Consider the following 14589-nt stretch of genomic DNA (forward strand, 5'->3'; position numbering starts at 1 on the left):
TACTTCTAATAATTATAGAGTAACCGCTTAATTGATATAGATAGATCATAGTCATAGAAAGTTTTATAAGAGAGAGTATTTAATTGTTTTATTTTGTAAAAAGAGTGTTACAGATATTTTTTTATAAAACCAATGAGTCATTCTATGGTCTTACTGTAATAGTAAGTAAAGGTTGATATTGTATGGTCACCCTTGAATAATGACAACGTAGTACCCATTTTATTAAAAAACTTGAGGGTTATTACAACGATGGAATTTATTGACTATTATAAGGTATTGGGTGTGGAGCCTACTGCTGACGATAAAACGATTAAGTCAACATATCGTAAGTTAGCGCGGAAGTATCATCCTGATGTAAATAAAGAAAAGGGCGCTGAAGATAAATTTAAAGAAATTGCTGAAGCGTATGAAGTATTAAAAAATCCAGAAAAGCGTGCTGAGTTTGATCAGTTGCGTCAGTATGCACAGCAAGGCGGTAATTGGCAGTCTAGAGCTGGGCAGGGTAGTAGTGGTCGCGCCGGTGGTGGTTTCCATTTTGAAACCGATGGCAATACAGGTGATTTTTCTGATTTCTTTGAGTCTATTTTTGGTGGTGGCCGTTCTGCTGGCAGAGGTGGGTCTGGTTTTTCATTCAAAAGAAAAGGCCAAGATATTGAAATGGTGTTGCCTGTCTTTTTAGAAGAAGTCGTCTCTGGTCAAGCTAAATCTATTAGTTATAAAGTACCTAGTTATGATGCTAATGGCCAACGTCAGGCTGATGTAACAAAAACATTGAATATTAAGATTCCCCGTGGTGTTACTTCGGGTGAACGTATTCGCTTAAAAGGACAAGGCGCCTCAGGTATTGGTGGTGGTGATAGTGGTGATCTTTATTTAACCATTGAGTTTGCACCACACCCTAATTTTGATGTACAAGAGTATGATTTGACGTTGTCTTTGCCAGTTGCTCCATGGGAAGCCGCCTTGGGGGCTAAAATTAATGCTCACACCTTAACGGGCACAATCAGCCTAAATGTGCCAGAAAATAGTCAGTCGGGGCAAAAGTTTAGGGTGAAAGGTAAAGGCTTGCCAAAGAAAAAAGAAGGGGAAGCTGGTGATCTTTATATTGTGTTAAAGATTGTGATGCCTGCAACACTTAACGAAGAATCTAAAGCTTTATGGAAGGAGTTAGCAGAGAAAAATCCTTTTGATCCACGTGCAAAAAGGGGATAAAAGTAATGGCTACTATTATCATGTGTAATGTCCAAGAGTTATGTCGTGCTATTTGTATCTCTGAACATTGCCTCACAGAGATTGTTGCGTATGGTATTGTTAAACCTGAGGGTGAATCAGTAACGGATTGGGTTTTTACTGATCAGGATGTTGCTCTTATTAAAAAAGCTGTTCGTTTGCAGCGAGATTTGGAGTTAGACTGGTTAGCAACAGCCTTAGCAGTTAGTTTATTGGAACAAATAGATCACCTGCATGCCGATAATCTGTATTTAAAACAGCGTCTAAAACGTTTAGAATCAGCACATATCCACGTGTTGTAAGGCAATAGTTATTAGCAAGTTGTCGGTGCTGAAACAAAAAAGATAGGGCATATTTTTCCGTTATTATCTTTTTTCAGGTAAACTATAAGCCTATTTTAGTTACGTGTTGAGTTAAATTTTATGCCAAACACTCAAGCCACCTTGTTGATAATTGATGATGATAGAGTGGTGCGTGCCAGTATAGCAGCTTATTTAGAAGACAGCGGCTTTACTGTACTTCAAGCAGTTGATGGTGAACAGGGACTTGCGATGTTCAAAAGCGAGCACCCTGATCTTGTTATTTGTGATTTACGTATGCCTAAGTTGGGCGGTATCGATTTGATTCGTCAAGTTGTGGACATTGACCCTGATATGCCGGTTATTGTTGTGTCTGGCGCTGGGGTTATGAATGATGCGGTTGAAGCCTTGCGTTTAGGGGCGGCAGATTATTTAATTAAACCTATTGAAGATTTAGTAGTACTTGAGCACTCAATAAAGCGTAGCTTAAGAAGGGTTCGACTAGAAAAAGAAAATCAACGCTATCAACAACAGTTGCAAGAGAGTCTTAATTTATTAAAAGAAGATCAGGATGCTGGTCACTTAGCGCAAATGAATATGTTGCCTGTAACCCCTTGGGATACAAAAAACTTACATTTTGCTCATAAAGTGATTCCATCGCTTTATCTGTCTGGCGATTTTGTTGACTATTTTCGTATTGATGAAGATCAGGTTTTCTTTTATTTGGCTGATGTCTCGGGTCATGGTGCATCTTCAGCATTTGCTACGGTGCTACTTAAGTTTATTACGACCAGTTGGCTTTATAGGTTACATCGTAAAGGCTTAGTGAGGGATTTAAAGCCATCAATTTTACTTGGACATATCAATGAAGGTCTAATTAACAGTAAAATAGGAAAACATGTTACTATGGTGATGGGTATTATTAATGAAAATGATAATACGCTTACCTACACGATGGGCGGGCATTTACCTTTGCCCGTTTTATGCAGTGAAGGAAAAGGACATTATTTAGAGGGAACTGGTAAAGTTGTAGGCTTGTTTGAGGATGCTGTATTTGAAGATATTAAAATACAATTGCCCACAAGCTATACGTTAACATTATTATCTGATGGTATTTTGGATTTATTACCTGGTAGTGACCTTAAGGGAAAAGAAACAATGCTTCCTACACTTATTGCTGAACATGATGGTTCACTTGAATCATTATCTGATGCATTAGGTATGACAGCATTAGAGGCATCGCCAGATGATATATCATTATTATTCATCCGCGGAAAGGCTTTATGAGTATTGACCATTCTACAGGGAAGATCCAGTATACTGAACAAGGCGAAATGTTCATTTTAAAGTTGACAGGTGAGGTTCGCCTAACACTTTGTACAGCACTTGATACCGCTGTATCTAAATTATTTGCTGAAAAGAAATTTAAAGCAGTTACACTAGACTTAACTGAAGCTATTAGTCTGGATAGCACAACACTTGGGCTTTTAGCTAAATTGTCTATTTTAGCCAAACAGTCTATCGACCAATTACCTGTTATTGAGACAAGTAACCAAGATATTATTCGATTATTAGATTCTATGGGAATAGCCACTGCCTTCAACATAATTGAAGGGCGTAAAAATGATTGGCATAACCTCAAAGACCTCGCCTCTGATATTTGCTCTGAAGCTTTTGTTAAAGAGAAAGTATTAGAAGCCCACAAAATTTTAATGGACGTTAATGACAATAATAAAGCGGCCTTTAAAGATTTGGTAAAAACCCTAGAAGCTTAATTTTTACTGTATAAATGAATTTAAAAGGCTGCTGTATAAGGCAGCCTTTTAAGTTTATAATCTTGTCTTCTTTTGTTATTTCCATTAAAAATAAATAATATGCCTATTAAAGGTATATTGGGTCGTGGATAAAAAAATAATAGCTGAAGCAATGGACGTTAATATTATAGCGATTATCCCTATAGTAAATAGCAAGATAAATAAATAAGCCATAGTAGGTTTGTTTAAATAAATGAAAAATAATTACTTAAAATATTGCTTTTTTCCTATGGTATTGTTTATTACATTATTTACTGAGGTAAAAAGGGTTTAATAAAATTTAGTAATTAATGGTTAATCAAATAAACTTTAATTTTTTCGTGAAAAATTTTACTAATGAATAAAAGTGAATTGAGATAAATCATAATCTACACTATGCTGAAAGGTCGTGTTGGAGTCATGAGTATTAGCTTATGTTATTTGCTAATTAAATAAGGATATTGATAACTACTAAAATAGGCTCGCTATTTAAGGTTTATTCCATAAAAAAGCTTAAATGGTCATAGCTGCTAATTCTCATGCATAGGTGAATAATGAAATATAACGATGGAAAAGAAGTACTTTTAGGTGACCGTGTTTCTTCGTATGGTCAAAAAGCTATTGTTGTTATTGATTGTGACTCGGAGTCTTACGCAGATGCTTTTCCTCGTGAAGATTGGGTAAACTTGAAAGGAGGTGTTCTTATAAAATATGAAAATGGAGAGTTAGAGCACATTGAAAGCATATACCCAGAGCCTGATGAGTTGTGATTGATAGAGCGTAAAAGTAAATAATTAACCGCGATTTATTAAGTCATTTCCTGCTATATGTTTTGGTAAAGCATAGGCTATGTAATGAAGAAAATAACTAAACATGCGTAGTATGATTAGTTATTTTTATTGGCTAAAGATATTCTTGATAGTTAATGCATTATTGTTTGAATAACAAATTAATCTTTGTTTGCATGACATAAGTCTAATATATTTATTTACAAATTGACATACTGCTTCATTATTGTGATACTCAAATAACAGCATGCAGTTTTAATTCTTCTGTATGAAATAATTTCTTGTCGTATTTATTTTATAGTAGGATTATTAAATATGAAGTACCTACATCATGGATTTACCTTAATTGAGTTAATGGTAACTATCGCCATTCTCGCTATCCTTGCGGCCATCGCCATTCCAACCTACACTGATTATACTGCTAGATCTCAAATGGCAGAAGCTTTTGCTATAGCTGGAGGGCTCAAATCGCCTGTTGTTGAGTATTATACTTCTTATGGAGCTTGTCCTGAAACGAGTAAAAATACATCAACCAATGGTTTTGGTACTACTACCAGTTACTCTGGCAAATATGTCGAAGCAGCAAGGGTAGGGGTTGACTCAATGAAATATTGCAGTATTTGGGTCAAAATGAGAAGTACGGGCGTTGCAAAAGGGATTGCAGGTAAACTATTAAACCTTGAGTTAAGAAAAGATAATAATTTAGGCTCATTTGCATGGGGCTGTATTAGCAATGCCTCACAAAAGTATTTACCCTCTTCATGTGAGGGTGGTAAATCGTTGAATAATGCCAATGGTGGTTTCTGATTAAAGCCCCACTGAATTAATGCTCAAGAAGCGCCCCTCTATGGTTAGTATAAAGGGGCATTTTTTTACTCAGACTTTTTCAAGCGGTTAGCAACGGGGTGAAACTCTTGCAATAGTGTCATGGCATCATTTAACAATAAGGCAGAAACGGCTGAAATAGCATAAACACCGCTATTTTCTGCTTTATCGAATTCGTATAAATTTTCCAATAAATTAGTCACTGCTTGTAAACGCGCCATTGCACATTCAAAAATATCGTCTAAAGATGCATTAGCATTGTAATACAATACATGCTCATTCCCTGATTGAGAGTTAAGGCTCAACGGAATAAAACAAGGGGCGATAGATGTTTTTTTAGATTGTTTGGTGGTGTTGTTTGGTGTATCGGTCATTGGTATGCTCCTGTTGATTACACCTCCACCAAGTGATGGAGGCGGAACTGTGCACAGGTTCGCGGACCGAAAACGCATGGAATCGGCACACTCTGAAGAGTGTCCCATACACAGCCCGCCATAAAGCTTCAAGACGAGCTGATCTTACTGCACACTAGTAAACTAGTTGCAGCCATGCGTTTATGGGCCGCGACGCCCATGCCGTAGATTTTGCTACAGCCTTTTTATTGTAAAGGCAGGTGGTTATGTTAAGCAAGGAATAAATAATTATCGACTTCTCATTAAGCTAAAGTGGTACGCTTTAAGTCAATGCATACCGCATGGTATGGTTCTATGATTAGTAAAGTGGGTGTTGTTTGGTTAGGGAAAGTATTGGATGAAGGTTTTTCTGGTTGTGCTAGCAATTGTAATCACCGCGATAGCATTTATTTTGATGGATAAGTGCTATCGCAGATTTTGTATTGCGCGGTTGATGAAAAAAAGGCAGTGTTTAACTCATGAAGAAATGTTAGCTTTTTATGAGCTGACAGACTTTTCCCCCACAGATATACTTGAGCGATGGTTTGAGGTGGCCGATATTTTTGGTGTTAGTGCGGGTTATCTTCGACCAAGTGATCAATTAGATAAAATAGTGACATTGAGTTTTTTTACAGACGATAGAGTAGAAGATATCAGTGATCGTGCAATTGAGCTGAATAAAATATTGGGGCTCTCTTTAGAATTGGAAATGATGAGAACATTGGATGATTATATAACAGCCTTTTCTTCTAAAAACGTTAAACCTAGCGATACAAGGAGTATTGATTAATGTTGGTAGTAGAGTTTATTAAGCGTTTTTTTAAACCGAGTTATACATTATTGCCAGAAGAAGAAAAAGAATCCTCTGAATCAGAAATTTTGCTTTATGCAAAAAAAAGTAGCCGATGTGTTTCACTTGCCAGAAGATGAGGTAGCTTTGGGTGATGTGTTCTGTCAAGGAAGGTTACAGATCCATCCATCTCCATTCTTTAATAGTAGTGAGTTAGATATTTTAAATGATGATTTATGCAATGCAGCTTGGGACGATGATCAAGATACTGTATGGACGAAAATGCATGGTGAAGATCGTCCGATGGAGTTTTATGAAGTACGAGACTATTGTGAGTATATGGTTTGTTGCTATCGGTATTGTACAAAGAGAAGTTATAAAGAGATTATTGCGGTACTGGGTTTAAAACCGAAAAAGGGGATTAGGTATTTAAGTACAGTTGGTTGACAAATAGTCTGTTAGATAAAAATATCTAGCTTAGTAAGCTGTCTATTAGGGAGTTAAGTAATGATTACTTATTGTTTTATTAAACATATAAAAACAATAGTTTTTATTTTTTGTTTTCTGATGACTCATGTAGCTTATGCACAAAAAATTGTTGTAACGCCTGTTGATGGTGATGCTGCTAGGCTTTTAGAGGGGCGAGATTTTGAAGAGGAAAATGATATAGGTACCAAAGAATTGGTATCTTCGAAAGCAATGGCCTTACAACTGGCTGAAATCTATGTGGCTAATTTATATGGTGAGCGCGCTACAACCTCTGAGAAGCCTTATGCTATTGTAGACAATGGAAATGAGTGGTTGATCAGTGGCCAGCATGATGCAATAAGAGTAGTCGGAGGCGTTTTCTTTATAGTAATTTCAAAGAGCGATGGTAAAGTTATTGCCATTATGCATGGTAGATAGGATGTATGGGGTGTTGCTAAGATAACAATTAGTAATTAGTATTGTGCTGACTGGATGTGCTAGGCTTAAACCCAAAAATGACTTATGAGATAAAGAGGAGTGTTGAGGGTTTGAATCCATTAACTCAGTTATTTATCGAAACAGATTTTGACGATGCACAGTTTATAGCACAACATTATGAAGTTTTTTCTATTTCATTTTTCGATCATGTATTGACCGAAAAAGAATACGTAAAGGCGAGTCTTGTTTGTTATGCGGATGTTAAAAATAACCCTATCAAAAAAGAACAATTTAATAACATCGCTAAACAATTTAATACACTGTATAACTCGTTATATGAGCAAGCGAGTAGGCAAGCTTTTGTAGCGCTTCATAATTTCCTTGTTCCTGTGATTTCTTTTGAATTGTATCAACGCTATATAGATAATGCTTTAAAAGAAAGACCTTTATGCTGCTTATTATTTCCTAGTCTTGGTTGTTTTATAAGAACAGGTTATGATTTAACACATCAGTGTTTTATAGCCAAGGACTTTGCGTTATCATCAAAAATATCCGCCCAACATGTTAAATCAATGGTTATTGATGTTGGGTTAAATATATTGCAACGTTAGCAGAATAGAATGGATGCTCGCATAATGAGTTTTATAAACGCCCTAGATTCAATGCTCTGGCATGATGGTTTATTTTTAGAAACAAAAACAGTATTAACAAACGATATGACAGTTGAGTTGTCGTTGGCGCTGTATAAGGATAATGACACAAAAATACGAGACCAAGTTAGCTTGCAGTTTATGGGCGTTGAGAACTTGGTATTTACTGCTAACACTCAGGAGCTTATTGAGAGTGCACAAGCGGGAAATATTAATTACGCTTATACAAAATCTATGTTATCTAGTAAAAAGTACCGTTTTACTCTATACCTAATTGATGGATTAATCAGTTTTGATTTTGGGGACGGTAAGGTATTAGAGAAATAACTGGAATATTAAAAGAAATAATCATATGAAGAACGTGTTATTTTTAATTGCATTTATTTTGTTTAGCCCACTGCAAACTTATGCAGGAACTTACTATAACGCAAGATTTAATTTTAAAGTCGACTATCCTGATTCATTTATACCAGCAGGAGAGTCAGATAATGGCGATGGACAACGTTTTATTAATTCCACAGCCAATGCAGTTATCATAGTTTATGGTTCATATAATATAGATATAGGTGGTGGAGATTATACTTGTAGTTTTAAACGCTTTTTAAATGATCATAAAAATTTGAATGTTACTTATAAAAGAGAGTTAAAAGATGGTTTTGTTATATCAGGTCTTTCTGGTAAAGACATAGAATATAATAAAGTTGTTATGACAAAAGAAAATAGCAGTGGATCCCCTGTATGTTTGAGCTTAACTATCAAATACTCCACAGATCAAAAAGTAGCATTTGATAAGATAATCAAAAATGTTGTTGATTCATTTCATCCAACGAACTGATTATGTGATGTAGTATAAAATCTTAATTTATTTATGCATTCGAGCTTTTTATTAATTAAAGTGGTGCTTTGTCAATGAGTGAGAGGTCTTTGTTAACTGCAAATATCTTTCCGTTTACTGGTTTTATACCGAACTCATTTAAACGTTTACTGTGCATAGTTAAGTAGTTCTGAGCATTTTGTTCGGTATCAAAGAGGTAAATGCCACCTGCTTCATTTTGCTTAGGGTTTTCTGTCCATATTTTCCAAATGAGACCAGGCTCATGGGTAATTGAGTTTGCTAGCTCTTTCATTGCTTGGGTCATTTCTTCACCCCAAGGGCCTTGGAAAGGGAAGTCAACTTGTAAGAGATAGCTCATGATAAGCCTCGTTATTTTTTGGTCGTTAAAGATGTGTTGTTTAATGTACAAAGAATAGAGCGGAATGGCAAGACTACTCTAAGTCATTAATAACGATTAGTTAGAGAGGCCAAAGAGGCCTCTAAATTATGAAGTACTGGTTCTTTCTTTAAAAAACTGTTCACCTAACACAATTTCTTGCTTTAAAACACTTGATAACTTCTCTACCGCTTGTTGTTCAAAAGTACTTAAAGGGCCGACATCTAGGTATTCTTTTACACCTTCACGTCCTAATAAGACAGGTTGTGAGAAGTAAGGCGCATAGGCGGTATTGCCTGCAACAAAAGCGTATTCAACTTTATTTGGTTTTCCTTGCAGTCCATCGACTAAGGACATTGTGAACTTAAGTGCTGCATAGCCCATTGATAAAGTAGCTGCGCCATCTCCTGCTTTTGCTTCGACAACATCGTTACCCGCATTTTGAATGCGAGAAGTTAGTTGTTCTACTTCTTGATCAGAAAAACTGATGCCATTTACTTGAGAAAGTAAAGGTAAAATCGTAATGCCAGAGTGTCCACCGATAACAGGGACTGTTATTTTTGAGGAGTCTTCATTTTTTAGACTACCGACAAAAAATGAGGCTCGAATAACATCTAATGTGGTTATTCCAAATAATTTACGTGGATCATAGACCCCTAATTTTTTTAATACATTAGCAGCGATAGGCACTAACGTGTTCACAGGGTTGGTGATAATACCCAGGCAAGCCTTAGGGCAATTTCGCCCCACTTGTTTTACTAAGTCATAAATAATGCCTGCATTTATATTAAATAAATCAGAGCGGTCCATTCCCGGTTTGCGTGCAACACCTGCTGTGATTAATACAATATCTGCTTCTTTGAGCACAATGGGCAGTGAGTCGCCAAAATAGCCTTTTACCGTCACAGCGGAGGGAATATGGGATAAGTCTACAGCAATACCTTTCGTCACAGGCATGATGTCATATAAAGATAAATCACTTCCTGGGGGTAATTGAGTTTTTAATAAAAGGGAAAGAGCCTGACCTGTTCCACCTGCCGCACCAATAATAACAACTTTCATTAACATCTCCTACATAACATCATTTCAACAATAAACTTGAACTAAGGGTTGGCTTAAGATATAAGCCAGAGATTATTCCTACCGTTTATTATAGAACAAATATTTCTTATTAGAATTGGACGCTAGTCATGTTTTATTGAATACATGGCATGATCTATTTAAAAGCTCGATATGTTAGGGGAATAAATGTGTTTATTATTTGGTGTTTATGAGAAATAGAACGTTAGGTTCTATTTCTCATGAAATGGTTAGAACTGGTATGTCGCTGATACTCGGAAGCTTCTACCAGGCTCACTATAAAAATCATAGGGTTGTAGTGAGGTTACACTATCTTGCGAGTCTGGTACGTTAAGAGCATTCCAGTATTTTTTATCCATTAAGTTAAATACACCTGCTTGTAGACGTAAGCCTTTGACTTGTTTAGGTTCCCAATAAGCGGTTAAATCTACAACACCATAGCCGGGGGCTTTAAAGTCTGTATCAGTTTCAACTTTGTTGCGTTTCGTTGCGGTAGTAAGCATTAAATCGCCACCGTAGTTATTTTTACTATAACCCAATCCGAAAATGGCTGTTAATGGGGCGACAGAATTTAAGTGTTGGTTAGTTTTTTGATCTTTACCTACTGCCCATGCGGCTGATCCCCATAGTTTCCAGTTGGTGGCGAACTGCCAATGGCTACGTGCTTCAGCACCATATATTTTAACTTTGTTACGATTTTCCCAACGAGTCACTCCATAGCGATAGATGGCAGGATTGAGTCCAAGCGCTGTTGAGGTTGCAGGGTCGACACTGACGGTGTCTATAAAGTTTTTGTATTTTGAGTAGAAAACGCTGACAGAACCTCCTAAGTTCTCATCACCTAGGTTTGCGCCTAACTCAAAATTATTACTTTCTTCAGGTTTTAATTTAGCATTACCCAGAGTGGCATAACCAATACCATTGTTTATATAATTCATATAAAGCTCTGTTGGGTCAGGTGCTTTAAAGCCTTGTGACCAACTGGCATAAAGGGTGGCCTTTTCAGAAACTTTCCATTGTCCAGCAAGGCTACCTGATACTTTATGATCTTTGTTTCTTTCAGCTGTAAGGCTAGTTAATGTATTGCCTGCTTTATAACTGTTGGTATTTTGTGGTGTATGACGGTAGTAGTCATAACGAATCGCAGGGGTTAAGACAAACTCACCTTGGTTAAAGATGATTTCATCCGCCAAATAGACTGCCCATTGTTGACCATGTGTTTTTGGCATGTCTGATTGGTTAGTGTGTAGATTAGTACAAGCCATATAGGCAGGGAAGTTTGGATCCCAAGGCGGTGGTGCAGTTGTTAGGTTTGGGCAGTTGTCATAGCCAGTTGATTTTTGCTTGGCATTGAGTTGATACCATTCACCCCCTACAGTGATCTTTTGGTTAACAAAACCTGTTGTAAATAGTTTGCTGACACTGCCCGTCATTCCATACATATCTTTTTGTAGATTGTTGTTGCGCATGTAGTTGCCTTTGGGAGCGGATATGCGATAGGCTTGTTGTTTGTCTGCTTTTTCTAAGTGCTGCCAATAGAGGGTTGTATTGGCTTCATCAATAAACCCATTGTAGTCGGGTGTTAGGTATTGGTAGTTGGCAGAGACTCTTTGACGTTTAACGCTTTCTCGATTGCTATTATGGCCGATGGCGTAACTTTTTCCTTGATTGGATTTGGTATTGGTATCGTTAATTTTAGCAAAGTTTTCGCCAGTAATACCGACTTTGTGCCCATTACCTAGGTCTTGCTGTAGTTTAGCAAGAAAGTTTTGTTGTTTGCTGTCCTCAGGGTCAGGATCAGTACGAGATGTTCCATAAGAATTGTTATGCCCTTTGTTATCGAGTTCGTGTCCTTGTCTTTTCCCTGCTTGTATTAACACAGATGTTCCAAGGTTATTACGAGCTGCTACCGCGAGATTGAGCCCAAAGCTATCATCACTGGAGTCATAGTCTGTTTTAAGAATCCCACCAACATTTTTGCCCTTTTTAAGTAGATCTTCAGGGTTTAATGTATACAGATTAACATTGCCCCCTAAACCACCTGCTGCCGGTTGTTTATCATCTACACCTCGAACAATATCGAGTCTTGAGAGGGAAGCGAAATCAAGGCTATCAACGCCCCCTTTTTCACCGCGGATACGATCATCTAAATAAGGGATGCGTATGCCATCAATGGTTGTCAGTACACGATTACCGTCTAGGCCTCGGATATTAATGCTTTGATTAACTCGGTTGAAGTTAACACCAGGTTCTGCACGTTTTGCCAAGTCTTCAAAGTTTCGGATGAAGCGTTTATCGAGTTCTTTTTTGGATACTATTGATGTATTAGGGGGTGCGTCTTCGATTGCTTTTTCCATCACCTGCAAAAGTGGGAGTTCTATGTTTTGGCTAGTGGATATATTGGTTAGCTTTTCTGCTGAGGCCATTGATGGGAGGGTTAGGGCAATAAAGAAACTTTTTTTGAAGAATGATTTGGTATTTTTTTGCATCGAGTGTAAATCCAGTCGTTATTCTTGGTTGTGGGTCCTTACTCGGCATAATTTATATTAATAATAATCTAAATGCAAATTATTATCATTTAGATTTACACGTAAAATATTTTCATTTAAGATAGCTACCATTAATAAATGACCTAAGGAGCTACTGTCATGCAAGCACAATCGATTTATGAACAATGGTGTTCATTAAAATCTCAAAATCCAAGATTAAGAGCTTTGGATGTTGCTAATCAATTATCCGTTACAGAAGCACAATTAGTTGCAAGTCGAGTAGGTACCGATGTCATCAAACTGCAATCAAATTGGCGTGATGTTTTACCCGGTATTGAACGTTTAGGGAAAATAATGGCGCTTACTCGTAATGAGTTTTGTGTCCATGAACGTAAAGGGCCTTATATTGATACAACAATTGGTGATAACAATGTTGGCTTAATTATTTCCCCTGATATTGATTTGCGGTTTTTATTAGACTGCTGGGGAAGCGCTTTTATTGTTGAAGACAAGGTTCCTGAAACTATTCGCAAAGAAGGTGTACTTAAGAGTATACAGTTTTTTGATAAGTACGGTGCTGCTATTCATAAAGTTTATTTGCTTGATGAAAGCAATCAAGCAGAGTGGGCAGCATTTATAGAGAAATTTAAAGCCCCAGAACAAGTTAACACATTAGATATTGAACCAAAACCAATTACCCCAACCCCTTTAGATGATGATAAGATCGATGTGGCAAGTCTCCAAAAAGACTGGGCTGCACTAAAAGACACACATCATTTTGCGCTATTATTGAAAACTTATAAAGTAACACGTACACAAGCGCTCAGATTAGGTGGCAAAGAGTTTGCCGAGCCTTTAGCAGTTGAGTTTTTAGTTGAAGCGATTGAAAGAGCCTCAGCTGCGGATCAACGAGTAATGTACTTTGTAGGAAATGATGGCTGTGTACAAATTCATACAGGCGCGGTTAAAAATTTAAAATGGATTGATGGATGGTTTAATGTATTAGATCCAGAGTTTGACTTACACCTGAAGGTTGAAGGTATTGCAGAGCTATGGCGTGTGAGAAAACCAACAACGGAAGGTATTGTCAGCAGTTTAGAGGCTTATGATGCTAAGGGTGACATCATCATTCAGTTATATGGTCCACGCAGACAAGGTATTCCTGAGCTTAAAGCATGGAGAGAGTTAGTCGAGTCATTTCCAAGCCTTGAGGCGTAGTCATGAGAAAATACTGGCTAATTTTATTATTTTTTGTTGGCATGGTGTGTTATGTCTCTGCTGGAGAGAGTCATCCTCGTGTTGTAAGCGCGGGAGGATCGATTACGGAGTGGATTGTCGCCTTAGGTGCTGAGAATGACTTGGTGGGGGTTGATACCACTAGTTTGTACCCCGAGCGTATTAGGAAACTCCCTAAAGTAGGCTATCAACGCCAATTAAATGCTGAAGGGGTGGCTTCTTTAAAGCCAACGCTGGTTGTTGGTACGCCTGAAATGGGGCCAGAGACAGTCATGAAGCAACTTAATGATTTAGGAATTCGTGTAGAAACGTTATCCAATACTGCTGATTTTAAAGCAGTGGCTGATAATTTAACAACGCTAGGTAAGCTCTTAAATAAAGAAGAACAAGCTAAGCAATTATATCAATCATATCATGCTAAGTTTGATCAAGTTGATCAGTTAGTTAAAAAAGCCCAAGGCCAAAATAAACCGCCTAAAGTTATTTTAGTAATGGGTATACAAGGTGGGTTACTTGCTGCAGGACGCGGTACAACCTCTGACTGGTTGATAAAACAGGCCGGTGGCAAAAATGTAGTTTCGTTTGATGGCTATAAATCTATTTCAAATGAAGCATTGCTTGCTTTGAAGCCTGATGTAATTATTATTGCGAATAGAACAGGTCGCTTAAATGATGAAGCGATTAAGAAAATGGTTGATGCTGATCCCTCTTTAGCATTAACCAATGCTGTTAAAAATAATAAAGTGATTGGGTTAGATGCCTCATTATTAGTGGCTGGTTTAGGGCCAAGGCTATCGGATGAAGCTCTCAGATTGGTTGCTATTTTCTATAACCTACCAAGTGTTCAGACAGTATTGGTAAACTAGTCTGAATTAATTAGCTAATATACAAATCATAAAC

At 37.2% G+C, this 14589-nt stretch carries 19 protein-coding genes; 15 read left to right on the plus strand and 4 right to left on the minus strand.

Going from position 1 to position 14589, the window contains the following annotated elements; translation table 11 throughout:
• Window positions 1-249 precede the first annotated feature (249 nt).
• From DM558_RS01150 to DM558_RS01175, 6 genes are all read left to right on the plus strand, one after another.
• The gene (locus DM558_RS01150; RefSeq protein ID WP_127161679.1) at window positions 250-1212 is read left to right on the plus strand and encodes a DnaJ C-terminal domain-containing protein; all 963 of its coding nucleotides are present in this window, start codon (window positions 250-252) and stop codon (window positions 1210-1212) included.
• Window positions 1213-1217: 5 nt separating this feature from the next.
• A complete protein-coding gene (locus tag DM558_RS01155) occupies window positions 1218-1532 on the plus strand; it encodes a chaperone modulator CbpM (RefSeq protein ID WP_127161680.1) in 315 nt (104 codons plus the stop codon).
• A gap of 120 nt (window positions 1533-1652) precedes the next feature.
• Window positions 1653-2816: a SpoIIE family protein phosphatase gene (locus DM558_RS01160; RefSeq protein WP_127161681.1), complete on the plus strand. Its 1164-nt coding sequence runs from the start codon at window positions 1653-1655 to the stop codon at window positions 2814-2816.
• Window positions 2813-3304 (plus strand): STAS domain-containing protein, encoded by a 492-nt coding sequence (locus tag DM558_RS01165; RefSeq protein ID WP_109703454.1) that lies wholly within the window; start codon window positions 2813-2815, stop codon window positions 3302-3304. The genes DM558_RS01160 and DM558_RS01165 overlap by 4 nt, the downstream gene beginning before the upstream one ends.
• A 572-nt stretch (window positions 3305-3876) precedes the next feature.
• Window positions 3877-4092, plus strand: a complete 216-nt coding sequence (locus DM558_RS01170; RefSeq protein ID WP_127161682.1) for a hypothetical protein — start codon at window positions 3877-3879, stop codon at window positions 4090-4092.
• 333 nt (window positions 4093-4425) lie between these two features.
• A complete protein-coding gene (locus DM558_RS01175) occupies window positions 4426-4917 on the plus strand; it encodes a pilin (protein WP_127161683.1) in 492 nt (163 codons plus the stop codon).
• Window positions 4918-4982: 65 nt separating this feature from the next.
• Here the strand turns inward: DM558_RS01175 and DM558_RS01180 are convergent, their stop codons facing one another.
• Window positions 4983-5309 (minus strand): hypothetical protein, encoded by a 327-nt coding sequence (locus DM558_RS01180; RefSeq protein WP_127161684.1) that lies wholly within the window; start codon window positions 5307-5309, stop codon window positions 4983-4985.
• Between the two features lie 309 nt (window positions 5310-5618).
• On the opposite strand from DM558_RS01180, the gene DM558_RS15885 reads away from it, so the two are divergent.
• From DM558_RS15885 to DM558_RS01210, 7 genes are all read left to right on the plus strand, one after another.
• Window positions 5619-5750, plus strand: a complete 132-nt coding sequence (locus DM558_RS15885) for a hypothetical protein (protein ID WP_267128187.1) — start codon at window positions 5619-5621, stop codon at window positions 5748-5750.
• A gap of 31 nt (window positions 5751-5781) precedes the next feature.
• Entirely contained in the window at window positions 5782-6117 is a 336-nt protein-coding gene (locus tag DM558_RS01185) for a hypothetical protein (protein WP_127161685.1), read from the plus strand.
• Between the two features lie 96 nt (window positions 6118-6213).
• Entirely contained in the window at window positions 6214-6564 is a 351-nt protein-coding gene (locus DM558_RS01190; protein WP_127161686.1) for a hypothetical protein, read from the plus strand.
• A 60-nt stretch (window positions 6565-6624) separates the two neighbouring features.
• Entirely contained in the window at window positions 6625-7023 is a 399-nt protein-coding gene (locus DM558_RS01195; RefSeq protein WP_127161687.1) for an NTF2 fold immunity protein, read from the plus strand.
• Window positions 7024-7133: 110 nt separating this feature from the next.
• Window positions 7134-7634: a hypothetical protein gene (locus DM558_RS01200; protein ID WP_127161688.1), complete on the plus strand. Its 501-nt coding sequence runs from the start codon at window positions 7134-7136 to the stop codon at window positions 7632-7634.
• A 24-nt stretch (window positions 7635-7658) separates the two neighbouring features.
• Window positions 7659-8000: a hypothetical protein gene (locus tag DM558_RS01205; protein WP_164731215.1), complete on the plus strand. Its 342-nt coding sequence runs from the start codon at window positions 7659-7661 to the stop codon at window positions 7998-8000.
• A 25-nt stretch (window positions 8001-8025) separates the two neighbouring features.
• Complete coding sequence (locus DM558_RS01210) at window positions 8026-8508, plus strand: hypothetical protein (RefSeq protein ID WP_127161690.1); 483 nt, start codon at window positions 8026-8028, stop codon at window positions 8506-8508.
• 55 nt (window positions 8509-8563) lie between these two features.
• Here the strand turns inward: DM558_RS01210 and DM558_RS01215 are convergent, their stop codons facing one another.
• From DM558_RS01215 to DM558_RS01225, 3 genes are all read right to left on the minus strand, one after another.
• On the minus strand, window positions 8564-8866 hold the full coding sequence (locus DM558_RS01215; RefSeq protein WP_127161691.1) for a monooxygenase: 303 nt from the start codon (window positions 8864-8866) through the stop codon (window positions 8564-8566).
• A 126-nt stretch (window positions 8867-8992) separates the two neighbouring features.
• Window positions 8993-9946: a malate dehydrogenase gene (gene mdh, locus DM558_RS01220; protein ID WP_127161692.1), complete on the minus strand. Its 954-nt coding sequence runs from the start codon at window positions 9944-9946 to the stop codon at window positions 8993-8995.
• A 248-nt stretch (window positions 9947-10194) separates the two neighbouring features.
• On the minus strand, window positions 10195-12453 hold the full coding sequence (locus DM558_RS01225; RefSeq protein ID WP_127161693.1) for a TonB-dependent hemoglobin/transferrin/lactoferrin family receptor: 2259 nt from the start codon (window positions 12451-12453) through the stop codon (window positions 10195-10197).
• 159 nt (window positions 12454-12612) lie between these two features.
• Between DM558_RS01225 and DM558_RS01230 the strand changes: the two genes are divergently transcribed.
• Window positions 12613-13671 carry a hemin-degrading factor gene (locus DM558_RS01230; protein ID WP_228411781.1) on the plus strand — a complete coding sequence of 353 codons (1059 nt, stop codon included), beginning with the start codon at window positions 12613-12615 and terminating at the stop codon, window positions 13669-13671.
• Between the two features lie 2 nt (window positions 13672-13673).
• Window positions 13674-14555, plus strand: a complete 882-nt coding sequence (locus DM558_RS01235; RefSeq protein ID WP_127161694.1) for a heme/hemin ABC transporter substrate-binding protein — start codon at window positions 13674-13676, stop codon at window positions 14553-14555.
• Window positions 14556-14589: the final 34 nt, after the last annotated feature.

The organism is Entomomonas moraniae, from assembly GCF_003991975.1.
Lineage (GTDB): Bacteria > Pseudomonadota > Gammaproteobacteria > Pseudomonadales > Pseudomonadaceae > Entomomonas > Entomomonas moraniae.